A 26071-nucleotide genomic window follows, 5' to 3' on the forward strand; every position below is an offset into this window, starting at 1 on the left:
CCGCGACTTCACCGTCGCTGGTGCACGGCAGCCCCCGGGAACACCGGCCCGGCCGCCACGGTTACATCCCCCGTACGAGACGCCCGACGCCGGCCCCCGCTGGGGGCTGCCGGGCAGATCCTCGACCTCCCCGCACGGCCGCCACCCCCGGCTTTCACGCGCCGTACGGTGCCCCCTGATGCAGAGGAGCACGCCATCATGCGTACCGATCTGATCCGTAAGACCGCACTGACCGCTGCTGGCCTCGCGTTCACCGGCGGCGCCATCGCCGGCCCCATCACCGCCGCCTACGCCGCCTCGCAGAGCACCCCCGTGTCGCAGACCCAGTCCGAGCGCACCAACGGTGAGCGGGAACTCGGCGTGCGCTACGAGGCACAGCCGAACTTCTACTACTGCGGCCCCGCCGCCACCCGCAACGCCCTGTCCGTGCAGGGTAAGAACATCAACGTCGACGACATGGCCAAGGAGATGGGCACCACCGAGGCCGGCACCAACTCCATCAACGACATCACCCCCGTGCTGAACAAGGAAACCGGCAAACCCAACGCCTACCACTCGGTCGAGATCAGCAGTTCCACCGCTGATGACAAGCAGACCGACAAGCTGCGCACCGACATCATCAAGACCATCGACGACGGCCGCGCCGTGGTCGCCAACATCGCCGGCACCAGCACCGACACCGACGGCGCCGTGCACTCCTTCGAAGGCGGGCACTACATCAGCGTCGTCGGCTACCGCGACAACGGCCAGAGCGTGAAGATCGCCGACTCCGCCAACCCCGACACCGCCTCCTACTGGATCAGCGTCGAGCACCTCGCCGACTGGATCGCCACCCGCGGCTACTCCACCAGCTGACCCACCCACACCAACACGAACACTGAAGGGCCGGACCCCAAGACCAGGGGCCCGGCCCTTCAGCATGCGGTCAGTCGGCGGCGAGGACGGCGAGAATCTGCTCGCCGTACTTGGCGAGTTTGTTCTCGCCGACCCCGCTGACCCGGGACAGCTCAGCGAGGGTGCACGGCGCGTCGCTGGCGATCTGCCGCAGCGTCGCGTCGTGGAAGACCACGTACGCCGGGACGCCCTGCTCCTTGGCCGTGGCCGCCCGCCAGCCGCGCAGCCGCTCGAAGACCGGCGCGGCGGCCGGGGTCAGTTCGGCGACGACGGTGGCCGAGCCGCGTGGCTTCGACGAGCGGCTCGATGCCGGCCTCTCCGGCTCGCGGCGCATCGTGACGGTACGGCGGCGGCCCAGCACGTCGGCGCTCGCGTCGGTCAGGGCGAGGGTGCCGTAGTCGCCCTCGACGGCGAGCAGCCCCTCGGCGAGCAGTTGTCGGACCACGCCTCGCCATTCGGCCTCGCTCAGCTCCGAGCCGATACCGAAGACGGTCAGCTTGTCGTGACCGTACTGGCTGATCTTGTCGGTCTGCTTGCCGAGCAGGATGTCGATGCAGTGCCCGGCGCCGAACCGCTGGTTGCGTTCGCGGTCGAGCCGGAAGACGGTGGAGAGCAGCTTCTGGGCGGCGACCGTGCCGTCCCAGGACTCCGGCGGGGTGAGGCAGGTGTCGCAGTTGCCGCAGGCGGTCGCGGTTGTCTCGCCGAAGTATTCGAGCAGTTGGACCCGGCGGCAGCGCACCGTCTCGCACAGGGCGAGCATCGCGTCCAGGTGGGCGGCGAGGTTGCGCCGATGCGCGAGGTCACCGTCGGACGTTTCGATCATCTTGCGCTGCTGGACCACGTCCTGCAGCCCGTACGCCAGCCAGGCCGTGGACGGCAGGCCGTCACGGCCGGCACGGCCGGTCTCCTGGTAGTAGCCCTCGACCGACTTGGGCAGGTCGAGGTGGGCGACGAACCGGACGTCGGGCTTGTCGATGCCCATGCCGAAGGCGATGGTGGCGACCATGACGAGGCCGTCCTCGCGCAGGAAGCGCTGCTGGTTGGCCGCGCGGGTGGCCGCGTCCAGGCCAGCGTGGTACGGCAGGGCGGCGACCCCGTTGGCGACGAGGAACTCGGCGGTCTTGTCCACCGAGGCGCGGGACAGGCAGTAAACGATCCCGGCATCGCCGGGGTGCTCGTCGCGCAGCAGGGCCAGTAGTTGCTTGCGCGGCTCCCGCTTGGGCACGATCCGGTACTGGATGTTGGGCCGGTCGAAGCTGGCCACGAAGTGCCGGGCGTCGTCGAGCTTGAGCCGGGTGGCGATCTCGGTGCGGGTGGCGCTCGTCGCGGTGGCGGTCAGCGCGATCCGGGGGACCTGCGGCCAGCGCTCGTGCAGCATCGACAGCGCGAGGTAGTCGGGGCGGAAGTCGTGCCCCCACTGGGACACGCAGTGCGCCTCGTCGATCGCGAACAGGGAGATGCGCCCCCGGTCCAGCAGGGCGAGGGTGGAGCGGACGCCGAGCGCCTCCGGGGCCAGGTAGAGCAGGTCCAACTCGCCGGCGACGAAGGCGGCCTCGACCCGGCGTCGGGCGTCGAGGCTCTGGGTCGAGTTGAGGAAGCCGGCGCGGACGCCGACCGCGGTGAGCGCGTCCACCTGGTCCTGCATGAGCGCGATCAGGGGCGACACGACGACCGCGACGCCGTCGCGGACCAGGGCCGGGATCTGGTAGCACAGCGACTTGCCGCCGCCGGTGGGCATCAGCACCAGCGCGTCGCCACCGGCGACCACGTGGCCGATCACGTCCTGCTGGAAGCCGCGGAAGGCGTCGTAGCCGAACACCCGGCGCAGCACGTCCAGCGCGCCGTCGGTACGCAGGTCGGTGGGGGAAGCCATCCGCGGAGTCTACGAGCCGGCTCCGACATCAGCGTCTGCAGACCGCTCGCAGGCCGGCCACGAGGTCGGCATGGTCGATGGTCCTGCCGACCAGCATCGACTCGATGGTTGGTGGCCGACGGCTCCGGGAACGGCGGCAGTTGGCCGCGAGTACCAGCACGGCGACAACCGAGGGTGCGATGGGGGCCGTTACTGCCCCGTCTCGCCATCCCCGTCACCCCAGCAGAGCCCGCCGATGCCGGCCGCGCTGTGGAAGCCAGGGTGCCCGGTGACGTCCATGCAGACCTCTTTGTCGGGACCGACCCGGCCGCAGAAGACCGGCTCGACGTGGTTCCAGGCGTCGGCCCGGGACAGCAGCGCGGCCCCCGCCGGCATCTCGGGCCGCAGGATCGTCAACCCCTCCGTGTAGACGACGGCCTGGTCGCGGGCCTCCGTCACGTCGGTCGCCAGGTAGGTCAGGTGCAGAGTCCAGCGCCGGGGCATCCGAAAGCCGCCGGCCGCCGGCCCGTTGCGGCCCGACCGCCGCTCGCGCTCCGTCGTGTAGCGGCTGACCAAAGATGTGACGTACGCGGACAGAGCGTTTGGTTCCGCCAGCGCGTGCGCGATGGCGGCCCGGACCCGCTCGGACACGTCGGCCCCGTCGAGTACGGCGCTCAGGTCGTCCTGGAAGCCGTTGCGCTGCTGCGGCTCCCGCTCCCACCGCGACGATCGGTTGTCAGTCACCAGCCCCTGCCTCTCCGTAGCGAGCAATTACCTAGAGACTGGACCACGAGGGAACGAAATGCAACGTCGTCTTTTCTTCCTTCAAGTACTTGATCTGTGGTTGCTCCCAGGCGAGAATCGATTACTCGCAGTGGAGGTGATGTTGGCGATGTCGCAGGTGCCAAGTCCGACGATCAGAGCCCGCCGTCTGCGGCGCGAGTTGCGCCGCCTGCGGGACCGCACCGGACACACCGCCGAGGAGGTGGCCAAGATCCTGGGCTGGCATCGGACCAAGGTCATCCGCTTCGAACTCGGGCACTCCCGGGTGATGCCGAAGGACATGCCTCCGTTGCTCGACCTCTACGACGCCTCCGAAGAGGAGCGGGAGTCGCTGACCGGTTTGCTTCGGCAGTCTCGCCAGAAAGGCTGGTGGAGCGCCTACGGCGACGTGCTGCCGGACGACTACGTCGGCTTCGAGGCAGAGGCCACGTCGATCAGCGCGTTCGAGAGTCTGTACGTTCCCGGCCTGTTGCAGACAGAGGAGTACGTCCGCGCGATCGTCAAGGCCGGACGCAGCACCGCCGACCAGGACGAGACCGATCGCGTAGTGGCGGCGAGGCTCGCGCGAAAAGCTCTGTTGGCCCGTGACGCGCCGCCGTCCTTGTGGGCTGTGTTGGACGAGGCGGTCGTGCGCCGGATGGTTGGTGGCCCGACGGTGATGCGTGCGCAGCTTGCGCGCTTGGTCGAGGCGTGTGAGATGCCCACGGTGGAGATACAGGTCGTGCCGTTCGCGGCAGGAGCGCACGCGGCGATGGGTGGAGCTTTCACGGTGCTGGGCTATGCCGACCCGATGCTTGATCCGCCGGTGGTCTACCTCAGCAACGACACCAGCACGCTGTTGCTGGAGGAGGACCGACAGATGGCCCGCTATAGACTCATGTTCGACCACCTTCGGGCCAAGGCGCTCGACCCTGACCGGTCTGCGGACCTTCTAACGCGGGTTGCTGCCGAGCTCCCGGACTGAGGCCGATTACTTGGAGCGCTAGCGATGACCCTTCCGGATCTGGCACAGGTTGCCTGGCGCAAGAGCAGCCGAAGCGGCGCCAACGATTCGAATTGCGTTGAGGTCGGCGAGGTGTCGAGTGGGCTGGCAGTGCGGGATTCCAAGGATCCGGGCGGGCCGGCGCTTCTCTTCGACCGGGACGCTTGGTTGTCGTTCGTGACCGGTCTGCGGCGCGGCCCGCTCGGCTGACGCCTGCGGCAAGGTGTCGGTCGCCCTGATGCCGGCGGCATCACCTCCATCCGGTTGGATGGCACCCATGGCGGTACGCATCGACATCGACGCACTCCGGGACGCGGCCGGACCTATGGTCTGTGCAGCGGCGGACAAGCTTCAAGCATCTGATCAACCGGTGGTGCCGAGGCCGGCCGGTGGGGGAGTTTCCTACGTGTTCCGTGAGGCCGGGCAGCCTCCGTTCGAAGTCTGGGTGGGTATCACGGCAGACGGTTTCACCGCCGAGTGCGACTGCGCAGCCGCCGAGGAGTTGTGCGCCCACGCCGTGGCCCTCACCGCCACTGCCCTGGACGGCGGCTTCACGTGGTCGTCGGCGGCCACCCCGCCGTCGGCTCTGGCGATCGACCCGAGGGCCGCCGAGTTGGCCGAAGTCGCGAGCAGCATCCCCGCCCGACGCTTGGCGCTGTTGGTCGCCGAGTGGGCAGCCACGGATCGTGTCTTGGAAAACCGGCTGCGCGGGCAGGCTGGCCAACTCACGGCTTTCTCCGCTGCGGAGCTGGCCGGCATCCGTCGGACGATCGACAACCTGGCCCACGAGGCGACCAGCGGCAGCCGTTGGGATCTGCACGATGTGGAGAAGGCCGGTCGGGCGATCGTCGAGGAGATCGAGGTGCTTGCCCAACGGCCGCCGACCCAGGAAGCGCTGTTGTTGGTCGAGCGGGCCGCCCGCACGTGGGACGGCCTCGCCACCTACCTCTACGACGCCTGGGAGACGTACGAGGATGAGCCGGCCGAGATCGGCGGTGCCCTACGGGCGGTCCACGTCCAGCTCTGCGAGCAGGTGCAGCCGGATCCCGACGAGTTGGCCGCCCGACTGGTCGAGATCGTCGAGGCGGCCGACGTCGACTCGTGCCTTGATGAGCCGAACGATTACCTCGCCGTGCTTGGTCAGCAACGGGTCAAGGCGCTTCGGCACCGCCGCTGACGGTCGTCATGATCCGCGTTGCCGGCCGCGGGTGATCGGCGGTTGCCAGGCGGTCAGGTCCGTCTGAGTGCGGTTGAGTTCGTTGAGCTGTGCGTCCAGGAAGGCGCTGTAGGCATCGGCCGGGGATCCGTCCGGCGCACCCGAGCGACGGGTGCGCCGGACGGGCGACGGCCTCAGCCCGGCTGGCTGGACCGGTTGGCCAGGCCGCGCGGCGGTGCCTTCATCCCGACCACGATGTCGACGATCTCGATGTAGCGGGCCTTGTTGCCCATCCGGAACGCGGTGGCCGCCGCGTTGATCTCCTCCAGGGTGTCGGCCTCGACCATGGTGATCTGGTCGTACGTGCCGTTCACCCCGGTGCACACGACGTGGGTGAGCTGCTTGGCGAAGCGGCCCAGATCCCGGGCGTGCTCGGCGGAGACCTCGTGGATGCCCTCCCGGCCCAGGGCGAAGTACTCCGGGTTGATCCGCATGAACAGGAAGCCGATGTACTTGTTCTTGTCCGCCAGATCGTGCATCGCACCCTCCCAGATGTCGGCGTTGACCTGCGGCGATCACGAGGAGCTTATAGATGATTACTGATCGTCATCAAGGGCGGTGACTGTCGGGAGGGCGACCGCCGGCCGGTCCGTCGACGTCCGAGCGGCCACGGGTGCCCGACCTCTCCCGCGCGGCGGGATAGAGTCGCTGATTGACCAATCGCGGCCGATGGCGGCCGCGGCGCCACGGCTTGGGGGTACGGGTGAGCGAGGCGCACACAGTCGGCGACGGGCAGCCGACGGCCGAGTCGGAGACCACTCTGGTGGTGGTCACCGGGGTGTCCGGTGGCGGTCGCAGCACCGTCGCCCGCGCGTTGGAGAACGTCGGCTACTACGTGGTGGACAACCTGCCGCAGGCGCTGATGCTCGACATGGCCGAGTTGGCGTTCAAGGCCGGGGGAGCGGCCCGGCGTACGGCGATGGTGCTCGACGTCCGCTCGCGGGCCTTCTCCACCGACCTGGCCGGGGCGATCCGCGAGCTCAAGGAACGCGGCTTCTCGCCCCGGGTGGTCTTCGTCGACGCCGACGACGAGGTGCTGATCCGACGGTTCGAGAGCGTGCGCCGGTCGCACCCGTTGCAGGGCGACGGGCGGTTGGCCGACGGCATCGCCGTGGAGCGCGGCCTGCTGGAGGAGGCCCGCGACCAGGCCGACGTGATCATCGACACCAGTCACCTGAACGTCAACCAGCTCCGGCGGCGCATCGAGGAGCTGTTCGGCGGCGAGGACGCCCGCCGGCTGCGGGTCACCGTGCTGTCGTTCGGCTTCAAGTACGGCCTGCCGCCCGACGCCGACTTCGTGCTGGACGCCCGCTTCCTGCCCAACCCGTACTGGGTGCCGGAGCTGCGGGAGCACACCGGTCGGGAGGAGGCGGTCAGCGCGTACGTGCTGGGTCAGGAGGGCGCGGACGCGTTCGTCGCCTCGTACGCCGACCTGGTCAACGCCACCACCACCGGGTTCGAGCGGGAGGGCAAGCGGTACCTGACCGTCGCCGTGGGCTGCACCGGTGGCAAGCACCGCAGCGTGGCCATCGCCGAGGAGCTGGCCGGGCGGCTGCGCCAGTCCGGGCTGGCGGCCAACGCGCAGCACCGCGACCTGGGGCGGGAATGACGGCGCGCCGGGTGGTGGCGTTCGGCGGCGGGCACGGGCTGTCCGCGTCGCTGCGCGCGCTGCGCCACTGCGCCCCCGAACTCGACCTGGACATCACCGCGGTGGTCACGGTCGGCGACGACGGCGGTTCCAGTGGCCGGCTGCGCGCCGAGCGCGGTGGTCTGCCGCCGGGCGACCTGCGGCAGGCCCTGGTCGCGCTGGCCGGTGACCATCCGGCCACCCGGCGCAGCGCCGGCCTCTTCCAGCACCGCTTCGCGGCCGTGCCGCTCGGCGTACCCCGGTCCGGCGCGAGAGATCCGGCCCCGGCGGCGGCCGACGGCCCGGAGCGGCGCGGTGCCGGCCCGCATGGCAGCGACGGGCTGGCCGGGCACGCGGTGGGCAACCTGGTCCTCTGCGGCCTCATGGAGCTGCTCGGTGACCCGGTGGCGGCGCTGGAGCACGCCGGGGCGATGCTCGGCGCGGTCGGCCGGGTGCTGCCGATGTCCCGCCAGCCGGTCGGTATCGAGGCCCGGGTGCGCGGGGTCGACCCGGCCGCGCCGGACGAGGTGCGTACCGTCCGCGGCCAGCACCAGGTGGCGGTCACGACCGGGCACGTCGAGTCGCTGCGGCTCACCCCGGCCGCCCCGGCGGCCTGCGCCGAGGCGCTCGCCGCGATCGGCTCGGCGGACTGGTTGATCTTCGGGCCGGGGAGTTGGTACACCAGCGTGCTGCCGCATCTGCTGGTGCCGCAGCTGGCCGACGCGATCGTGTCCAGCCCGGCCCGGCGGCTGGTCACGCTGAACCTCGCCGCGGAGAAGGAGACCCTCGGGCTCTCCGTCGCCGATCATCTCGCGGCGCTGCGCTGGTATCTTCCCGAGCTCAAGGTGGATCTCGTGCTGGCCGACGCCAAGGCGGTGGGTGACCCCGAACCGGTCGAACGTGCGGCAGAATCGCTGGGTGCCCGCCTGGTCCTCGCCCCCGTCGCCGTCCTCGACGGCACTCCCCGCCATGATCCGGCTGCCCTGGGCGCCGCGCTGGTGCCTGTCCTGGGCGCCGATCGTTAGACACGTACGTAATCTCCGGCGACACGCCGGAACCGGTCCGTGAGGGGACGCACAATGGCGATGACGGCTGCGGTCAAGGACGAGCTGAGTCGGGTCGACGTGCCCAAGCCCTGCTGTCGGCGGGCGGAGATGGCTGCGCTGCTGCGCTTCGCCGGTGGGCTGCACATCGTCTCCGGCCGCGTGGTGGTGGAGGCTGAACTGGACACCGGCGCGGTGGCCCGGCGGCTTCGGCGGGAGATTGCCGAGGTCTACGGCTATCCCAGCGAGATCCACGTGCTGGCCTCCGGTGGGCTGCGCAAGGGCAGCCACTTCATCGTCCGGGTGGTCAAGGACGGCGAGGCCCTCGCCCGGCAGACCGGCCTGCTGGACGTGCGTGGCCGGCCCGTGCGCGGGCTGCCCCCGCACGTCGTGGCGGCGAACGTCTGCTGCGCGGTGTCCGCGTGGCGCGGCGCGTTCATGGCGCACGGTTCGCTCACCGAGCCCGGCCGCTCCAGCGCCCTGGAGATCACCTGCCCGGGGCCGGAGTCGGCGCTCGCGCTGGTCGGCGCGGCCCGCCGGATCGGCATCACCGCCAAGAACCGTGAGGTACGCGGGGTCGACCGGGTCGTGGTCAAGGACGGCGACGCCATCGCCGCGCTGCTCACCCGCATCGGCGCGCACTCCAGCGTGCTGGCGTGGGAGGAACGGCGGGTCCGCCGCGAGGTGCGGGCCACCGCCAACCGGCTGGCCAACTTCGACGACGCCAACCTGCGCCGCTCCGCGCGTGCCGCCGTGGCCGCCGCTGCCCGGGTGACCCGTGCGCTGGAGATCCTGGCCGACGAGGCGCCCAACCACCTGACCGACGCCGGTCGGCTGCGCCTGGAGCACCGGCAGGCGTCGCTGGAGGAGTTGGGCGCGTTGGCCGACCCCCCGCTGACCAAGGACGCCATCGCGGGGCGGATCCGCCGGCTCCTGGCGCTGGCCGACAAGCGGGCCCGGGACCTGGGCATCCCGGATACGGAAGCAGCCGTCACGCCCGACATGCTCGTGGTCTGATAGGACGGTGGGGCCGCACGGTGCGCCCGGGAGCACGACCCGGCGCAGCGTGGTCTCGCACGCTCGGATAGGGTCGCTGCGTACGGCAAGGGGGCCGACACCGGCACTTCTCGTCGTGCCCACCGCCTCGGGCGGTCAGGTCCTCAGACCGCGCGGCGGGGTGGCCGAGATGAACCGTCGACGGCCGGCTCCAACGGTCGGCGCACACCATTCCCGCCGGCCCGTTGTCATGAAGCCGGCGGACCAGAACGCGAGGAGATGGGACCTGTGACCATCCGGGTTGGCATCAACGGCTTCGGCCGGATCGGCCGTAACTTCTTCCGGGCAGTGCTGGCGTCCGACGCCGACATCGAGGTCGTGGCGGTGAACGACCTGACCGACAACGCCACGCTCGCCCACCTGCTCAAGTACGACAGCATCCTGGGTCGCCTGCCGTACGAGGTGAAGGCCACCGCCGACGAGATCACCGTCGGCGGCAAGACCATCAAGGCGTACGCGGAGAAGGACCCGGCGGCGCTGCCGTGGGGCGAGGTCGGCGCCGACGTCGTCATCGAGTCGACCGGCTTCTTCACCGACGCCACCAAGGCCAAGGCGCACGTCGACGGCGGCGCCAAGAAGGTCATCATCTCCGCTCCGGCGAAGAACGAGGACGTCACGGTCGTCATGGGTGTCAACCACGACACCTACGACCCGGCGAAGCACACCATCATCTCCAACGCCTCGTGCACCACCAACTGCCTCGCGCCGATGGCGAAGGTTCTGCACGACACGTTCGGCATCCAGCACGGTCTGATGACGACGATCCACGCGTACACCCAGGACCAGAACCTGCAGGACGCGCCGCACTCGGATCTGCGTCGGGCCCGGGCCGCCGCGCTGAACATCGTGCCGACCTCGACCGGCGCCGCCAAGGCCATCGGCCTGGTGCTGCCGGACCTCAAGGGCAAGCTCGACGGGTACGCCCTGCGGGTGCCGATCCCGACCGGCTCGGTCACCGACCTCACCGTCAACGTGGGCCGCGAGACCACCGTGGACGAGGTCAACGCCGCGCTGAAGGCCGCCGCGGACGGCCCGCTCAAGGGCATCCTGGTCTACAACGAGGACCCGATCGTCTCCACCGACATCGTCACCGACCCGGCGTCGTGCATCTTCGACGCGCCGCTGACCAAGGTCGTCGGCAACCAGGTCAAGGTCGTTGGCTGGTACGACAACGAGTGGGGCTACTCCAACCGCCTCGTCGACCTCGTCAAGCTGGTCGGTTCGTCGCTGTGAGCATCCGTACCCTCGACGACCTGCTCGCCGAGGGGGTGTCGGGTCGGCGCGTGCTGGTGCGCGCCGACCTGAACGTCCCGCTCGACAAGCAGACCGGTGCCATCGACGATCATAACTCCGCCTCCGCGCCGCAAGGCGGCACTCCGGACGGAGTGAGGATCGCGGACGATGGCCGGATACGCGCGGTGCTGCCGACGCTCGGCGCGCTGGTCGAGGCCGGCGCGAAGGTGGTCGTCTGCTCGCACCTGGGTCGCCCGAAGGGCGCTCCGGACCCGCAGTTCAGCCTGAGCCCGGTCGCCGGGCGGCTCGGTGAGCTGCTCGGCGCGCCGGTGCACTTCGCCACCGACACCGTCGGCGACTCGGCTCGTTCCACCGTCGCCGGCCTGGCCGACGGCCAGGTCGCCCTCCTGGAGAACCTGCGTTTCAACGCCGGTGAGACCAGCAAGGACGAGGCCGAGCGGGGTGCGTTCGCCGACCAGCTCGCGGCGTTCGGCGACGCGTACGTCGACGACGCGTTCGGCGCCGTGCACCGCAAGCACGCCAGCGTGTACGACGTTCCGGCCCGGCTGCCGCACGTGGCGGGTCGGCTGGTGCTGCGCGAGGTCGAGGTGCTCTCCAAGCTCACCGGCAGCCCCGAGCGGCCGTACGTGGTGGTGCTCGGTGGTTCCAAGGTCTCCGACAAGCTGGCCGTGATCGAGGCGCTGCTGCCCACGGTCGACCGGCTGCTCATCGGTGGCGGGATGTGCTTCACCTTCCTCAAGGCCCAGGGCCTGGAGGTGGGCACGTCGCTGCTGGAGAAGGACATGGTGGAGACCTGCCGTAACCTGCTGGAGCGGGCCGACGGCAAGATCCTGCTCCCGGTCGACGTGGTGGTCGCGGACGCGTTCGCCCCGGACGCCGCGCACGACACGGTCCGCGTCGACGGCATCCCGAGTCACCGGCTGGGTCTGGACATCGGCCCGGAGACGGTGGCCGGCTTCGCCGCCGCGCTGTCCCAGGCGAAGACGATCTTCTGGAACGGGCCGATGGGCGTGTTCGAGATGGCCGCGTTCGCGGCCGGCACCCGGGGCATCGCCGAGGCGATCACCAAGGCCGACGCGTTCAGCGTCGTCGGTGGCGGCGACTCGGCGGCCGCGGTCCGTGCGTTGCGGCTGGACGAGACTGATTTCAATCACATCTCCACCGGCGGCGGCGCCTCCCTGGAATACCTCGAGGGCAAGACCCTCCCCGGCATCGCGGCCCTGGAGAACTGAATGGCGAGCACCACCCGCCGGCCGTTGATGGCCGGCAACTGGAAGATGAACCTCAACCACCTCGAGGCCAACCTGCTGGTGCAGAAGCTGGCCGCGAGCCTCACCGAGAAGCAGCTCACCGAGGTCGAGACGGTCGTGCTGCCGCCCTTCACGGACCTGCGGACGGTGCAGACCGCGGTGGACGGCGACAAGCTGCTGATCGGCTACGGCGGGCAGGACCTGTCCCCGCACGCCTCGGGCGCGTACACCGGTGACATCTCCGGTGCGATGCTGGCCAAGCTCGGCTGCACGTACGTCGTGGTCGGGCACTCCGAGCGGCGGGCCTACCACCACGAGGACGACGGCGTGGTCAACGCCAAGGTGAAGGCGGCGCTGACGCACGGCCTGACCCCGATCCTCTGCGTGGGGGAGGGGCTGGACGTACGCGAGCAGGGCACCCATGTGGCGCACTGTGCCGACCAGCTCGACGGTGGCCTCGCCGGGCTCACCGCCGAGCAGGTGCGGCAGGTCGTGATCGCGTACGAGCCGGTCTGGGCGATCGGCACCGGCAAGACCGCGACGCCGGAGGACGCCCAGGAGGTCTGCGGTGCGATCCGCCAGCGGTTGGCGGAGCGTTTCGACCAGGAGACCGCCGATGCGGTCCGGGTCCTCTACGGTGGGTCGGTCAAGGCGTCCAACGTCGCCTCGATCATGGCCCAGCCGGACGTGGACGGGGGCCTCGTGGGGGGTGCCAGCCTGGACGCGGAGGAATTCGCGCAGATCTGCCGGTTCCCCGAGCACATCGCCCGCTGATCGCTCGCTATCCTTGACACCGCCCGTCCACCGGCCGGTGCCACCGTGCCCGACCTGTCCGGGCGAGGATCGCTACGAGAGGACTGCCCCCAGCCATGCCGATCTGGTTCGCGTACACGTTGATCGTGTTGCTGGTCATCACGAGCGTTCTGCTCACCCTGCTCATCCTGCTGCACCGCGGTAAGGGCGGCGGGTTGTCGAGCATGTTCGGCGGTGGTGTCAGCTCCAGCCTCGCCGGCTCCTCGGTGGCGGAGAAGAACCTGGATCGTTACACCGTTCTGGTGGGCGTCGTCTGGTTCGCCGCCATCGTCGGTCTCGGGCTCTGGCTCCGCCTCCAGATGAACAGCGGCGCCTGAGCAGGCCAGTCAAGTCGTACAATCTGCGCGCGGTCCGTCACTCGACGGGCCGCGCGCAGGCTTTTCCCCGCTGCACCGCGTCGCCCGCCGCCCACCCACGAAGACGGCGGGTCCCCTCCGACGACAGGAGCAAGCAGCCGTGCCGAGTGGCAACGTTATCCGCGGCGTCCGGGTCGGGTCGGCGCCCGTCCGCCCGGACGAGCGGCACCAACCCGCACCCCGTCAGGACGTCACCTACTGGTGTCGCAACGACCATCGGATCACCATCCGTATCGCCGCGGACGTCGCGGCGCCGCCACTGTGGGACTGCCCCCGCTGCGGGCTGCCCGCCGGGCAGGATGAACACAACCCGCCCGGCCGGGTCCGCGCCGAACCGTACAAGAGCCATCTGGCGTACGTGATGGAGCGGCGCACCGCCGAAGAGGGGGAGGCGCTGCTGAACGAGGCGTTGGCCGCGCTACGCCGCCGCAGGGGCGAGTAGCGCGGGGACGTGTCCCGCCCTAGCGCAGGCTGCGCAGACGGGCGGGCACGTCGGCCGCCGCGGCCCGGTCCAACAGCCAGCGGGTACGGTCCACGCCGTGCACCCCGGCCGCCGGCAGCTGCACCGGCCCGGCACCGGCCAGCGCCATACCCACCGCCCGGGACTTGTCCGCGCCGCCGGCGACCAACCAGACCTCCTCGGCGGTGTTGATCGTCGCGAGGGTGAGGGTCGTGCGCACCGGCGGGGGCTTCGGGCTGCCCCGCACCGCGCTGACCGGCCGGGTGTCGTAGTGCACCGGGTGCCCCGGGAACACCGACGCGACGTGCCCGTCCTCCCCGACGCCCAGCATCAGCACGTCGAAGTGCGGCAGCGCGGCGTGCCCCGGCCGTGCGGAACGCGCCAACTCCTCGGCGTACGCGGCGGCGGCCGCCTCGGGGTCGTTGCCGGCCGGGCCGTCGGAGGCCGGCATCGGGTGTACCCGGGCCGGGTCCAGCGGCACGACGTCCAGCAGGGCGGCCCGCGCCTGGGTCTCGTTGCGCTCCGGGTCGCCGGCGGGCAGGAAGCGCTCGTCGCCCCACCACACGTCGACGCGGGACCAGTCCACCGCGTCACGGGCCGGCAGCGTCGCCACCGCCCGGTACACGGCCGCGGCGATCCGGCCACCGGTGAGCACCACCGAGGCCTCACCCCGGTCTGCCTGCGCGTCGAGCAGCTTCACCAGCAGCCGGGCCGCCACGGCCTGCGCCAGCAGGTCGGCGTCGGCGTGGACGGCGACACTCGCCTCACTCATGGGTTGTGCCTTCCCGACCGCTGAGCGGTCGCTGTCGCGTGCCGGGCGGTACGCCCGGAGGTGGTGGGCGGGGCAGGTGCCCCGAGGGTGCCGGGGCAGGGCCCGGGATCGCCCCGGCCCTGCCCCGACGTCGTGCCCCGGATCGGGCTCAGCTCTCGCCGCTCGTACCGGAGTGCGCGGTGACCCCGGCCTCGGCGCGGCGCGCGGTGGCCGGATCCTTCCAGACGTGCACCCGCTGCGGGGGACGCTGCTCCAGGCCGCGCAGCCCAACGGTCGCGCCCAGCGCCTCCGCGTACACCTGGTCGGCGTCGAGACGGCGCAGCTCCTCGGCCAGCTCGTCACCGAGCGGTCGACGGACCAGCGGCAGGGTCCGGTCGTCCTGACCGGTACGCCGGAACACCGCGAGGCTGTCCTCGCGGGTCAACGTCAGCTGGTCGCCGTTGGCGCAGGTCAACTGCACCTCCCGCATCCGGGGGAACTCGTTGGTGTCCACCCGTCGCGGGGTGATGCCGAGCCGGCTGGCCAGCCAGCCGACCATCAGCGTCGCCGTCGGGTCGCTGGGCGGCGCGACGACCGTCGCCTCGGTGACCTTCGCCTCGGTGGTGTCGAACGCCCCCGCGACGAGGGTCCGCCACGGGGTGATCCGGGTCCACGCCAGGTCGGTGTCACCCGGGGCGTAGTCCCGGGCCCGCTGCCGCAGCGCCTCCACCGGGTCGGCGGCCTGCGCCGAGTCGGTGATCCTCCGGTCGGCGACCACACCGAGGAAGTCGGTGGCGATCTCCGCCGGCGGTTCGCCGTGCCACCAGGTGACCACCGGCACGTCCGGAACGAGCAGCGGCATCACCACCGACTCGGCGTGCAGCGCCAGTCGCCCGTACATCCGGGTGACGACCGCCTCGCACGGACCGAGCCGGCCACCGACCACGATCTCCGCGTCCAGCCGGTTGCGTTCCCGTTCGATGTCGGAGCGGACCACCACCACCAGCCGGCACGGGTGGGCGGCGGCGGCGATGGTCGCCGCCGCCTCGGCCTCGCGGACCCGCCGCTCGTCCACCACCACGATGAGGGTGAGCGCCATGCCGCTGGCCACCCCACCGGCGCTGCGCCGCTCGGCGGCGAGCGCCTTGACCACCTCGTTGCCGGTGGTGTCCCACAGCCCGATCATGCTCTTCTCCAAGCGCGACCCTCGCGGGCCAGCATCTCGTCGGCCGCGCGCGGCCCCCACTCGCCGGCGCGGTACGGCTCGGGTGTGGTGCCCTCCCAGGCGTGCTCCAGCGGGTCGATCACCTGCCAGCTCTGCTCGACCTCGGACGCGTCGGGGAACAGGGTGCGGTCACCGATCAGCACGTCCAGCACCAGACGCTCGTACGCCTCCGGGCTGGACTCGGTGAACGCCTCGCCGTACTGGAAGTCCATCGCGATGTCGCGGACCTCCATCGTGGTGCCCGGCACCTTCGAGCCGAACTTGAGCACCACGCCCTCGTCCGGCTGCACCCGGATGACCAGCTGGTTGTTGCCCAACGACTCCATGTCGGCGTCGTTGAACGGCAGGTGCGGCGCCTTCTTGAACATGATGGCGACCTCGGTGACCCGCCGGGGCAGCCGCTTGCCGGCCCGGATGTAGAACGGCACCTCGGCCCAGCGGCGGTTCTGGATGCCCAGCCGCACCGCCACGTACGTCTCCGTGGTGGAGTCGGCGGGCACGTCCCGCTCTTCCAGGTAGCCCACCGCGCGTTCACCGCCCACCCAGCCGGGCAGGTACTGGCCGCGGACGGTGTCGCGGGCCACGTCCTTCGGCAGGGTGATGGCCTTGAGCACCTTCAGCTTCTCGGCCCGGATCTCGTCGGCGTCGAAGCTGGTCGGCTCCTCCATCGCCACCAGGGCGAGGAGCTGGAGGAGGTGGTTCTGCAGGACGTCGCGGGCCGTGCCGACGGTGTCGTAGAAGCCGGCGCGGGTGCCGATGCCGACGTCCTCGGCCATGGTGATCTGCACCGAGTCGACGTACTTGGAGTTCCACAGCGGCTCGAACAGATTGTTGGCGAACCGCAGGGCCAGGATGTTCTGGACCGTCTCCTTGCCCAGGTAGTGGTCGATGCGGAAGACGTCCTCCCGCGTGAACACGTCGTCGACGAGGTCGTTGAGCGCCTTCGCCGAGGGCAGGTCGTTGCCGAACGGCTTCTCCACCACGACCCGGCGCCAACCGCCGGACTTCTCGTTGTCGGCCATCCCGGTGCGGGCCAGCTGCTTGAGCACGACGGGGAACGCGGCCGGGGGGATGGAGAAGTAGAACGCCGCGTTGCCGGGGATGCCGTGGGTCTGGCGAAGGTCGTCCAGCGTCGAGGCGAGCTGGTCGAAGGCGGCGTCGTCGTCGAACGAGCCGCCCACGAACTTGATGTTGCCGGCCAGGCGCGCCCACACCTCGTCCCGCCACGGGGTACGCGCGTGCTTGCGGGCCGCCTCGCAGGCCAGTGTCTCGAAGTCGCCGTCACCCCAGTCGCGGCGCGCGAAACCGAGCACCACGAAACCGGGTGGCAGCAGCCCCCGGTTGGCCAGGTCGTAGACCGCGGGGAGCAGCTTCTTGCGGGCCAGGTCCCCGGTCACCCCGAAGATCACCAGAGCGCAGGGCTCCGGGATCCGGGGCAACCGGCGGTCCTGCGGGTCGCGTAGCGGGTTCGTCGAGCCACCGTCGGTTCGCGACTGCGGGGCTCGCAACCCCGGCTCACTCCTCGCGCTCACCGAGCCACCGTCGGTTCGCGACTGCGGGGCTCGCAACCCCGGCTCACTCCTCGCGCTCACGGTGCCCCCTCGCTTCCGCTTCTGTCACATCGTCCATCCTCACGCCCGCAGCTCACCGGCCGCGTCGAGCAGTTGGGCGACGCCGGCGGCCCGGTCGGTCAGGTGCAGTCGCAGCACCGGCCGCTCACGACCCGCCAGGGCCTGCCGGTCGCCGGCGGCCTGCGCCGCCTGCAACTCACCGAAGGTGTACGGCTTGCCCGGCACGTCCAGGTCCTCGGCGACCGCGCCGGTCACCTGCAGGTAGCTGCCGACCTGCGGGCCGCCCTTGTGGTACTGGCCGGTCGAGTGCAGGAACCGCGGCCCCCAACCGTAGGTGACCGGCCGTCCGGCCGCCTCGGCCAGCAGCGGCCGCAGCCGGGCCGCGTCGGCGTCGGCGAACCGGTCGAGGTACGCCATGACCGCCAGGTAGCCGTCGTCGCCCAGCCCGTCGAGCAGCCACCGCAGCACGCCGGCCAGGTCACCCGGGGCGCCCTGCGGCGCGTACACCTCGATCGCGCCCTCGGTGAACGACGGCGTCTCCGCCGGCAGACCCGAGGCGAGGATCTTGTTGGTGTTCTCCTTGGACTCGGTGACGTTCGGCTGGTTGAACGGGTCGATGCCGAGCACCACGCCGGCCACCGCGGTCGCGTACTCCCAGGCGAGGAACTGCGCGCCGAGCGGGCCGTTGACCGCCACGTCCGGGTCGGTGCCGCCGCCCGGCACGTCGCCGGGGGCCAGCGCGCCGCCGTAGGTGACGGTCAGCACGTCGGAACCGGTCGCGCCGGGGCTCTGCGGGGACTCCACCACCACCGGCAGGATGCCCACGCCGGCCTTGCCGGTCGACTCGGCGATCAGCTGCTCGGCCCAGTCGCCGAGCCCGTCGATGCCGGTGCCGTCGGAGATCAGCGCGACCTTGTCCCGGGCCAGCGTGGCGGCGGCGCCCAGCGCGGCGCCCAGCGCCAGCGCCGGATTGTCCCGGTCCTCGCCGAGTGACGCGGCCAGCGCGTCGGCCTGGTCGATCAGCTCACCGACGTTGACGCCGGCCAGCGCCGACGGCACCAGCCCGAACGCGGTCAGCGCCGAGTACCGGCCGCCGACGTTCGGGTCGGCGAGCACGGTGAACGCGCCCATCTCGGTCGCGGTGGCCTCCAGCGGCGAGCCCGGGTCGGTGACGATGACGAAGTGCCGGCCGGCCTCCGCCTCGGTCATGCCGGCGTCCAGGAACGCCTGCCAGTAGGCGCGTCGGTGGCTGTCGGTCTCCACCGTCGAGCCGGACTTGCTGGCCACCACCACGACGGTGCGCTCCAGCCGGTCACCCAGGGCCGCGCGGACCTGCCCGGGGTCGGTGGTGTCCAGCACGGTCAGCGGCCGGCCCAGGGTCCGGGTGATCACCTCGGGGGCGAGCGACGAGCCGCCCATGCCGGCGAGGACCACGTGGTCCAGGTCGGCCAGCTCCGCGGTCAGCTCGGCGAGCTGCGCCAGCAGCTCCCGGCTGCGCCGGTGGGTGTCCACCCAGCCGAGCCGGATCTTCGCCTCGGCCTCGGCGTCCGGACCCCACAGGCTCGGGTCCTTGGCGGCCAGCTTGCCCGGGACGCCGGCCTTGACCAGCGCGTCCCGGGTGGAGGCCGGCGCGGACTTGTCGACCGCGTCCGCGCCGTAGACGGCGAGCCCGGCAGCGGCCTCGGCCGGCTGCGCGAGTAGATCGCTCATGCGTTACCACCGGCCTTCTCGGCGGCCTTCGCGTTGCCCTTGGCCGCCTTGTTCGGCGAGCCCTTGCCGCTGGCCGCCGCCTCCAACGACTTACGGACGCCCTCGAGCAGCTCCTGCCAGCTGGCCTCGAACTTCTCCACACCCTCGCGCTCCAGGGTGGCGATCACGTCGTCCATGTCCACCCCGACCGACTCCAGGTCCGCGAAGACCTTGCGGGCCGCGTCGTACGCGCCGGTGATGGTGTCGCCGCGGGTCTCGCCGTGATCGGCGTACGCGTGGATGACCGACTCCGGCATGGTGTTGACGGTGCCGGGGGCGATCAGCTCCTCGACGTAGATGACGTCGCGGTAGTCCGGGTTCTTCGTCGAGGTCGACGCCCACAGCGGCCGCTGCGGGTGCGCGCCGGCGACGGCGAGTGCCTTCCAGCGGTCCGAGGAGAACACCTCGGTGTAGCGCTCGTACGCCAGCTGGGCGTTGGCGATGGCGGCCTTGCCCTTCAGCGACTTGGCCTGCTCGGACCCGATCTTCTTGAGCCGCTTGTCGACCTCCGAGTCGACGCGGGAGACGAAGAACGACGCCACCGAGCCGATCTTCGACAGGTCGTGACCGTTGGCCTTGGCCTGCTCCAGGCCGGCGATGAACGCCTCCATCACGGCCGAGTAGCGGTCCAGACCGAAGATCAGCGTCACGTTGACGCTGATCCCCTCGGCGAGGGTGTCGGTGATCGCCGACAGGCCCTCCTCGGTGGCCGGGATCTTGATGAAGAGGTTGGGGCGGTCGACCAGCCACCACAGGGCCTTGGCCTCGGCCACGGTCTTGTCGCTGTCGTGTGCCACCCGCGGGTCCACCTCGATGGAGACCCGGCCGTCGACGCCCTCGCTGCCGTCGTACGACGGGCGCATCACGTCGCAGGCCCACCGCACGTCGTACGTGGTGAGCATCCGTACGGCCTCTTCCACGTCCACGCCACGGGTGGCGAGGTCGTGCAGCTGCCAGTTGTACTCGTCGGCGTCGCTGAGCGCCTTCGCGAAGATCGTCGGGTTGGTGGTGACCCCGGCCACGTGCTTCTCGCGGCGGAGCTGGTCCAGCCCACCGGAGCTCAAACGCACCCGGGAAAGATCGTCGAGCCAGACCGCCACACCCGCGGCGGTGAGCTCATTCAACTTGTCGGTCATGCCGTCCACGCTCCCTCAGTTTCCGGTCGTGAAACCGGTGATGTCGCCCACCCGGGCCAGCGAGGCGTGCGCCGCCGCCACGATCCGGTCTCCGGTGAACCCGAACTGCTCGAAGAGCACGGTGTGCGGGGCGCTCGCTCCGTAGTGCTCCAGGCTGACGCTCTCGCCGAGATCACCGACGATTCCGCGCCACGACATCGCGATGCCCGCCTCCACGCTCACCCGTGCCTTTACCCCGCGCGGGAGCACCGACTCCCGGTACGCCTCGTCCTGCTCGTAGAACCACTCCTGGCAGGGCATCGAGACCACCCGGGTCGGGGTGCCGTCGGCCTCCAGCCGCTCCCGGGCGGTCAGGCAGAGCTGCACCTCGGAACCGGTGCCGACGATGATCACCTGAGGCTTGCCGTTGGACGCCTCGGCCAGCACGTAGCCACCCTTCGCCACGCCGGCCGCGTCGCCCAGGACCTCCCGGTCCAGCGTCGGCAGCGGCTGGCGGCTCAGCGCCATCGCGGTCGGCCGGTCGGTGTGCTCCAGCGCCAGCCGCCACGCCCAGGCGGTCTCGTTGGCGTCCGCCGGGCGGACCACGTCCAGGCCCGGGATGGCGCGCAGCGCGGTCAGGTGCTCCACCGGCTGGTGGGTCGGGCCGTCCTCGCCCAGGCCGATCGAGTCGTGCGTCCAGACGTACGTCACCGGCAGCTTCATCAGCGCGGCCAGCCGCACCGACGGACGCATGTAGTCGCTGAACACCAGGAACGTGCCGCCGTACGGGCGGGTGCCGCCGTGCAGCGCGATGCCGTTGAGGATCGCGCCCATGGCGTGCTCACGGATGCCGAAGTGCAGCGTGCGGCCGTACTCGTGGCCGGGGAAGTCCTTGGTGGCGTGCGCGGCCGGGATGAACGACGGCTCGCCCTTCATGGTGGTGTTGTTGCTCTCGGCCAGGTCGGCCGAGCCGCCCCACAGCTCCGGCAGCACCGGCGCGAGCGCCTCCAGCACCTTGCCGGAAGCCGCCCGGGTGGCGACGCCCTTGGCGTCGGTGGGGAAGACCGGGATCGCCTCGGTCCAGCCGTCCGGCAGCACCCGGCCGGCCATCCGCTCGTAGAGCGCGGTGCGCTCCGGGTTGGCCTTCTTCCAGGCGTCGAACGAGGTGGTCCACGCCTGCTCGGCGTCGGCGCCGCGGCTCATCACCGTGCGGGCGTGGCCGAGCACCTCCTCGTCGACCTGGAAGGTCTGCTCCGGGTCGAAGTCGAGGATCCGCTTGGTGGCCTTCACCTCGTCGGCGCCGAGCGCCGAACCGTGGATCTTGCCGGTGTTCTTCTTGTTGGGCGCGGGCCAGCCGATGATGGTGCGCAGCGCGATGAACGAGGGGCGCCCGGTCTCCGCCTTGGCGGCCAGCAGCGCGCGGTGCAGCGCCTCGACGTCCTCGTGGTAGTCGCCCTGGTCGGCGTCGCCGCTGCGCCAGTCCACGGTCTGCACGTGCCAGCCGTACGCCTCGTAGCGGGCCGCCACGTCCTCGCTCTTGGCGATGCGGGTGTCGTCCTCGATCGAGATCTCGTTGTCGTCGTAGATCACCGTGAGGTTGCCCAGCTGCTGGTGCCCGGCGAGGGAGCTGGCCTCGTGGCTGATGCCCTCCTCGATGTCACCGTCGGAGACGATGCACCAGATGTTGTGGTCGAAGACCGACGCGCCCGGCTCGGCCTCCGGGTCGAACAGGCCACGCTCGCGGCGGGCCGCCATGGCCATGCCGACCGCGTTACCCAGGCCCTGCCCGAGCGGGCCAGTGGTGGTTTCCACGCCCGGGGTGTGCCCGTGCTCGGGGTGACCCGGCGTGAGCGAACCCCACTGCCGCAGCGACTTCAGGTCGGACAGGCTCAGCGGGTAGCCGGACAGGAACAGCTGGATGTAGAGGGTCAGGCTGGAGTGCCCGGCGGAGAGCACGAACCGGTCCCGACCGGGCCAGTTCGGGTCGGCCGGGTTGTGCCGCATGACCCGGTTGAACAGGAGGTAGGCCGCGGGCGCCAGGCTCATCGCGGTGCCCGGGTGGCCGTTGCCGGATTTTTCCACGGCATCCATGGCCAGGACGCGGACGGTGTCGACAGCCCGGCGATCGAGGTCGGACCAGTTGAGTTCGGAGTGCTCGGGTCGGTTGGCAGCCACGATGGTTGTGCTCCTTGGCAGATGGGCGGAACCCTCACTGGTGACCCTATCGAGCGGGCCTAAACGTCCGCCCACGGATCTGTGCATGGTGTGCGGTACGTGACGTTGCCGTGCGTGGTTCAACCCGGTGGTGTGACGGCCCGCACCGTTGTCGGGTCGGCCGGGCAGCCAAAACGACAACGCGTAGTGTGTGGGTCGGTGTGCGGCCCCCGAGCGGGCTGGACCGACCGATCTCCCCGTGCCGATGCCGGAAGGTGGCAATCCGTGAGCATGATCACCGAGCGCCCCGCGAGCAACCCCGCCGGGCAGCCCCCGGCGCGGGCGGCCGAGGGTCCGGTGGCGCGGCGGGACGTGCGCGCGATCGTGTCGGCGTACGTGGCCCTGACCAAGCCGCGCATCGTGGAACTGCTGCTGGTCACCACCGTGCCGGCGATGATGCTCGCCGAGGGTGGCCTGCCGTCGCTGTGGCTGATGGCCGTGGTGCTCATCGGTGGCTCGCTCGCCGCGGGAGCGGCCAGCGTGATCAACTGCTACATCGACCGGGACATCGACCAGTTGATGCGGCGTACCAAGCGGCGACCGCTGCCGGCGCACACCGTGTCGCCGCGTAACGCCCTGGTCTTCGGTCTGGTGCTGGCGGCCGTCTCGATCGTCCTGATGGCGGCGTTCACCAACCTGCTCGCCGCCGGGCTGACCCTCGCCGCGATCCTCTACTACGACGTCGTCTACACGCTGTGGCTCAAGCGCTCCACCCCGACGAACACCTTCTGGGGTGGCGCCTGCGGTGCCGCTCCGGTGCTCATCGGCTGGGCGGCGGTGACCGGCACGCTGGCGCCGGCCGCGTGGGGGCTGTTCGCGGTGGTCTTCTTCTGGCAGATGCCGCACTTCTACCCGCTCGCCATGAAGTACAAGGACGACTACGCCCGGGCCGGGATCCCGATGCTGCCCGTGGTGGCCTCCACCCGCCGGGTGAACGCCGAGATCCTGATCTTCGCCTGGCTCACCGTGCTGACCTCCCTGGCGGTCTGGCCGCTGGGGCTCAGCGCGATCTACGGCGTGCCGACGCTGGTGGTGGGCGCCGTCTTCCTGGTCGAGGCGCACCGGCTCTGCGCTCGCGCGACGCGCGGCGAGGCGGTCAAGCCGATGCGGCTGTTCCACTGGTCGACCACGTACCTCACGATCGTCTTCGTGGCCGTCGCGCTCGACGCGCTGCTCTGACCTGGGGTTCGACCTGCCTGGCCACGCTGGTGGCAATCCTTGACTAATCAGCGTCATGGATGAGTTTTCCCGGTTTAACGTCACATCAGAGTAACTTTCGGCATGAGTCGGATCGACTCAAGCTGCGGCGACCGACGGCCGATTTGTCAGGGTGCTTTGAGCCCATAAGTCCGTCTAAAACCGGACAGCAAATCTGTACTCTTCCTTAAACCTGTAGGTAATTGGCATCACAAAAGCTTCATGGTTCTCGCCCGGACGAGTGGAACTCTGCTTAGGCTTCGCGTCATGGCAGATGGTTCCGATACGACGCTGACGGCCGAGCAGACCGTCGGTGAGCAGGCGCCCCACGGCCTGGTCGCCGGCCTCAAGGCGTTCGCCGCCGGACATGGCGGAGCGAAGGCGGTCATCGAGTACGTCGGCAAGCGTGGCGCGCGGATCGTCCTGGTGGGTTCCGACGGTGAGTGGGGCGACCAGTTCGCCGACGACACCGTCACCGCCCGGGAGGCGTGCGCCAAGGCGGGAGTCACCGTCGAGAACGCCTGGGAGCGTGAACTGATGGACCAGATGCGTCCGAGCAACGACCTCTGGCGGTCGATGGCCCGGCGCACGATGGCCCGCTGAGATAGACAGCTGAATTGACCGACCACCACCAGTCGACCCGGGGGAAACCCCGGGTCGCTCTCGTCACCTGCACCGACCTGACCGACCTCGACCCGGACGACCGGCTGGTCCTCGCGCCGCTCGCCGCCCGGGACGTCACCGTCGAGGCCGCCGTCTGGGACGACCCCGACGTCGACTGGTCCTCCTACGACCTGGTCGTGCTCCGCTCACCATGGGACTACGCGCTGCGCCGCGACGAGTTCGTCACCTGGGCCGCGTCCGTCCCGGCGCTGGTCAACCCGGCCGACGTGGTGCGCTGGAACACCGACAAGCGCTACCTCGCCGAGCTGAGCGCCGCGGGAGTGCCCACCGTGCCGACCTCCTGGGTCGAGCCGGGGGAGAGTTGGCAGCCACCCGCCGACACCGGCGAGTACGTGATCAAGCCGGCGGTCAGCGCGGGCAGCCAGGACACCGGCCGGTACGACCTGGCCGACCCGGAGCACCGCGACCTGGCCGTGGCACACGTACGCCGGCTGTCCACCGCCGGCCGGACGACCATGGTCCAGCCGTACCTGAGTGCCGTCGACACCGAGGGCGAGACGGCACTGCTCTACCTGGCCGGTCCGGCCGGGCTCAGGTACAGCCACGCCATCCGCAAGGGCCCGATGCTGACCGGCCCGGACCACGGCCCGGACGGGCTCTACAAGGCGGAGGAGATCACCGCCCGTACCGCCCGCCCCGACCAGCTGGCGGTCGCCGAACGGACGCTCGCCACCGTGCCCGGCGGGACGCGGCAGCTGCTCTACGCCCGGGTCGACCTGATCCCCGGCCCGGACGGCGACCCCATCCTGGTCGAGCTGGAGCTGACCGAGCCGTCGCTGTTCCTCGGGTACGCCGACGGCGCCCCCGACCGCCTCGCCACCGCGATCACCACCCACCTGGCCCTGCGCGCCTGAGCCGCGTTCCCGGGCGGTCACGCGAGGCGCTGTGGTCACGATCCGCGCAACACCGGGGAAAGTGCTGTCTCCGGTGCGTCGGAGGCAGCAACATCCGCGACGGTGCGCGGATCGTGGCGCGGGGCCGTCAGGCGCTGACGGGGACGGCTTCGACGTCGGCCGCGGCGGTCTGGGGCGTCGGGGTGCTCGGGCGGCGTTCGCGGGTGGACCACTGGACGGAGAGAGTGGCCAGCAGCACCAGGCAGGAGCCGAGCATGTGCGCGCCGACCAGGATCGCCGGCACGTGGGTGACGTACTGCACGAAGCCGATGACGCCCTGACCCAGCTCCACCGCGAGCAGGACGATCGCGGCCCGGGTGGCCCGGGACGCGCCGACCGCGCGGAACGCGAAGATCAACGCCACCGAGAGGCCGATCAGCAGGAAGACGCCGTCGGCGTGCACCTGGGAGATCGACTCCGGGTCCAGCCCGTTGCGGGCCGCGCCGTGGTCGCCGGCGTGCGGGCCGCTGCCGGTGACCCAGGTGCCGATGACCAGTACGGCGGCGGCGACGCCGGTGGTGACGCGGGTCAGCGCGCGCAGGGGGGCGGGCACCACGGCCACCGTCGGGCCGTCCGGGTCGCCGATCCGCCGCCAGAGGGCGTACGCGGCGGCGAGCACCGCCATCGAGGCGAGGAAGTGCAGCCCCACCACCCACGGGTTGAGGTTGGTGAGCACGGTGATGCCACCGATCACCGCCTGGGCGGGGATGCCGAGGAAGACCGCGATGGCGAGGGCCAGCAGCCCGGGCCGGCGGGGCCGGTGGGCCAGTACGGCCAGCACGGTGGCCAGCGCGATGAGCCCCACCGCGAAGGTCAGCATCCGGTTGCTGAACTCGATCACCCCGTACACGCCCATCTCGGGTGTCGTGACGTACGACTCGTCGGTGCACCGGGGCCAGGTGGGGCAGCCGAGGCCCGAGGCGGTCAACCGGACGGCCCCGCCGGTGACGACGATGCCCACGTTCGCGATGATCGAGGCGAGGGCGAGGCGGCGCAGCAGGGTGCCGGAGACCGGACGGACGATTCGGTTCACGGCGCAAATCCTACGCACCGTAGTGATCGAGGTTCGTCCGACTCGGTCGGGTC

General features: G+C 71.0%; 25 protein-coding genes. 15 read left to right on the forward strand and 10 right to left on the reverse strand.

Annotated elements, in window-relative coordinates:
* Positions 1-198 precede the first annotated feature (198 nt).
* Complete coding sequence (locus tag F8271_RS11190) at positions 199-855, forward strand: C39 family peptidase (protein WP_151489631.1); 657 nt, start codon at positions 199-201, stop codon at positions 853-855.
* A gap of 70 nt (positions 856-925) precedes the next feature.
* On the opposite strand, the gene recQ is transcribed toward F8271_RS11190, so the two are convergent.
* Together recQ and F8271_RS11200 are read right to left on the reverse strand one after the other, a co-directional pair.
* Complete coding sequence (gene recQ / locus F8271_RS11195) at positions 926-2767, reverse strand: DNA helicase RecQ (protein WP_151489632.1); 1842 nt, start codon at positions 2765-2767, stop codon at positions 926-928.
* Between the two features lie 189 nt (positions 2768-2956).
* Entirely contained in the window at positions 2957-3490 is a 534-nt protein-coding gene (locus F8271_RS11200) for a hypothetical protein (RefSeq protein ID WP_151489633.1), read from the reverse strand.
* A gap of 148 nt (positions 3491-3638) precedes the next feature.
* Here F8271_RS11200 and F8271_RS11205 point away from each other — a divergent pair, with 148 nt between their 5' ends.
* The 3 genes from F8271_RS11205 (at position 3639) to F8271_RS11215 (ending at position 5688) form a co-directional block, all read left to right on the forward strand.
* A complete protein-coding gene (locus F8271_RS11205) occupies positions 3639-4493 on the forward strand; it encodes a DUF5753 domain-containing protein (RefSeq protein ID WP_151489659.1) in 855 nt (284 codons plus the stop codon).
* Positions 4494-4517: 24 nt separating this feature from the next.
* Positions 4518-4721, forward strand: a complete 204-nt coding sequence (locus F8271_RS11210; RefSeq protein ID WP_151489634.1) for a DUF397 domain-containing protein — start codon at positions 4518-4520, stop codon at positions 4719-4721.
* Positions 4722-4956: 235 nt separating this feature from the next.
* Entirely contained in the window at positions 4957-5688 is a 732-nt protein-coding gene (locus F8271_RS11215) for a hypothetical protein (RefSeq protein ID WP_151489635.1), read from the forward strand.
* A 173-nt stretch (positions 5689-5861) separates the two neighbouring features.
* Here the strand turns inward: F8271_RS11215 and F8271_RS11220 are convergent, their stop codons facing one another.
* Positions 5862-6206, reverse strand: a complete 345-nt coding sequence (locus tag F8271_RS11220; protein WP_151489636.1) for a hypothetical protein — start codon at positions 6204-6206, stop codon at positions 5862-5864.
* Between the two features lie 224 nt (positions 6207-6430).
* Here F8271_RS11220 and rapZ point away from each other — a divergent pair, with 224 nt between their 5' ends.
* The 8 genes from rapZ to F8271_RS11260 all read left to right on the forward strand — a co-directional run bounded on the left by rapZ (position 6431) and on the right by F8271_RS11260 (position 13568).
* Positions 6431-7336 (forward strand): RNase adapter RapZ, encoded by a 906-nt coding sequence (gene rapZ / locus F8271_RS11225; RefSeq protein ID WP_151489637.1) that lies wholly within the window; start codon positions 6431-6433, stop codon positions 7334-7336.
* On the forward strand, positions 7333-8379 hold the full coding sequence (locus F8271_RS11230) for a 2-phospho-L-lactate transferase CofD family protein (protein ID WP_151489638.1): 1047 nt from the start codon (positions 7333-7335) through the stop codon (positions 8377-8379). The genes rapZ and F8271_RS11230 overlap by 4 nt, the downstream gene beginning before the upstream one ends.
* Before the next feature lie 54 nt (positions 8380-8433).
* Positions 8434-9414 carry a DNA-binding protein WhiA gene (gene whiA, locus F8271_RS11235; protein WP_030337350.1) on the forward strand — a complete coding sequence of 327 codons (981 nt, stop codon included), beginning with the start codon at positions 8434-8436 and terminating at the stop codon, positions 9412-9414.
* Positions 9415-9681: 267 nt separating this feature from the next.
* Positions 9682-10686, forward strand: a complete 1005-nt coding sequence (gap, locus tag F8271_RS11240; protein WP_151489639.1) for a type I glyceraldehyde-3-phosphate dehydrogenase — start codon at positions 9682-9684, stop codon at positions 10684-10686.
* Positions 10683-11939: a phosphoglycerate kinase gene (gene pgk / locus F8271_RS11245; RefSeq protein WP_151489640.1), complete on the forward strand. Its 1257-nt coding sequence runs from the start codon at positions 10683-10685 to the stop codon at positions 11937-11939. The genes gap and pgk overlap by 4 nt, the downstream gene beginning before the upstream one ends.
* Positions 11940-12731 (forward strand): triose-phosphate isomerase, encoded by a 792-nt coding sequence (gene tpiA, locus F8271_RS11250; protein WP_151489641.1) that lies wholly within the window; start codon positions 11940-11942, stop codon positions 12729-12731.
* Between the two features lie 95 nt (positions 12732-12826).
* Complete coding sequence (secG, locus tag F8271_RS11255) at positions 12827-13087, forward strand: preprotein translocase subunit SecG (protein ID WP_109819549.1); 261 nt, start codon at positions 12827-12829, stop codon at positions 13085-13087.
* Between the two features lie 139 nt (positions 13088-13226).
* Positions 13227-13568 carry an RNA polymerase-binding protein RbpA gene (locus F8271_RS11260; RefSeq protein WP_151489642.1) on the forward strand — a complete coding sequence of 114 codons (342 nt, stop codon included), beginning with the start codon at positions 13227-13229 and terminating at the stop codon, positions 13566-13568.
* Between the two features lie 19 nt (positions 13569-13587).
* Here the strand turns inward: F8271_RS11260 and pgl are convergent, their stop codons facing one another.
* The 6 genes from pgl to tkt form a co-directional block, all read right to left on the reverse strand.
* Positions 13588-14358, reverse strand: coding sequence for a 6-phosphogluconolactonase (pgl, locus tag F8271_RS11265; RefSeq protein WP_151489643.1), 771 nt, complete (start codon positions 14356-14358; stop codon positions 13588-13590).
* Between the two features lie 148 nt (positions 14359-14506).
* Positions 14507-15523 (reverse strand): glucose-6-phosphate dehydrogenase assembly protein OpcA, encoded by a 1017-nt coding sequence (locus F8271_RS11270; protein WP_151489644.1) that lies wholly within the window; start codon positions 15521-15523, stop codon positions 14507-14509.
* Positions 15520-17070 (reverse strand): glucose-6-phosphate dehydrogenase, encoded by a 1551-nt coding sequence (zwf, locus tag F8271_RS11275; RefSeq protein WP_151489660.1) that lies wholly within the window; start codon positions 17068-17070, stop codon positions 15520-15522. Before zwf ends, F8271_RS11270 begins: the two co-directional genes overlap by 4 nt.
* 123 nt (positions 17071-17193) lie before the next feature.
* Entirely contained in the window at positions 17194-18843 is a 1650-nt protein-coding gene (locus F8271_RS11280) for a glucose-6-phosphate isomerase (protein WP_151489645.1), read from the reverse strand.
* A complete protein-coding gene (gene tal / locus F8271_RS11285; protein ID WP_151489646.1) occupies positions 18840-20018 on the reverse strand; it encodes a transaldolase in 1179 nt (392 codons plus the stop codon). The genes F8271_RS11280 and tal overlap by 4 nt, the downstream gene beginning before the upstream one ends.
* A gap of 15 nt (positions 20019-20033) precedes the next feature.
* Positions 20034-22172: a transketolase gene (gene tkt, locus F8271_RS11290; RefSeq protein ID WP_151489647.1), complete on the reverse strand. Its 2139-nt coding sequence runs from the start codon at positions 22170-22172 to the stop codon at positions 20034-20036.
* 264 nt (positions 22173-22436) lie between these two features.
* On the opposite strand from tkt, the gene F8271_RS11295 reads away from it, so the two are divergent.
* The 3 genes from F8271_RS11295 to F8271_RS11305 all read left to right on the forward strand — a co-directional run bounded on the left by F8271_RS11295 (position 22437) and on the right by F8271_RS11305 (position 24946).
* Positions 22437-23390 (forward strand): heme o synthase, encoded by a 954-nt coding sequence (locus F8271_RS11295; RefSeq protein ID WP_151489648.1) that lies wholly within the window; start codon positions 22437-22439, stop codon positions 23388-23390.
* 285 nt (positions 23391-23675) lie between these two features.
* On the forward strand, positions 23676-24011 hold the full coding sequence (locus F8271_RS11300; protein ID WP_151489649.1) for a hypothetical protein: 336 nt from the start codon (positions 23676-23678) through the stop codon (positions 24009-24011).
* Positions 24012-24025: 14 nt separating this feature from the next.
* On the forward strand, positions 24026-24946 hold the full coding sequence (locus tag F8271_RS11305) for a RimK family alpha-L-glutamate ligase (protein ID WP_151489650.1): 921 nt from the start codon (positions 24026-24028) through the stop codon (positions 24944-24946).
* A 127-nt stretch (positions 24947-25073) separates the two neighbouring features.
* Here F8271_RS11305 and F8271_RS11310 read toward each other — a convergent pair whose 3' ends face one another.
* Complete coding sequence (locus F8271_RS11310) at positions 25074-26036, reverse strand: heme A synthase (RefSeq protein ID WP_192580245.1); 963 nt, start codon at positions 26034-26036, stop codon at positions 25074-25076.
* Positions 26037-26071: the final 35 nt, after the last annotated feature.

The organism is Micromonospora sp. ALFpr18c (genome assembly GCF_008868155.1).
In the GTDB taxonomy this organism is placed as follows: domain Bacteria; phylum Actinomycetota; class Actinomycetes; order Mycobacteriales; family Micromonosporaceae; genus Micromonospora.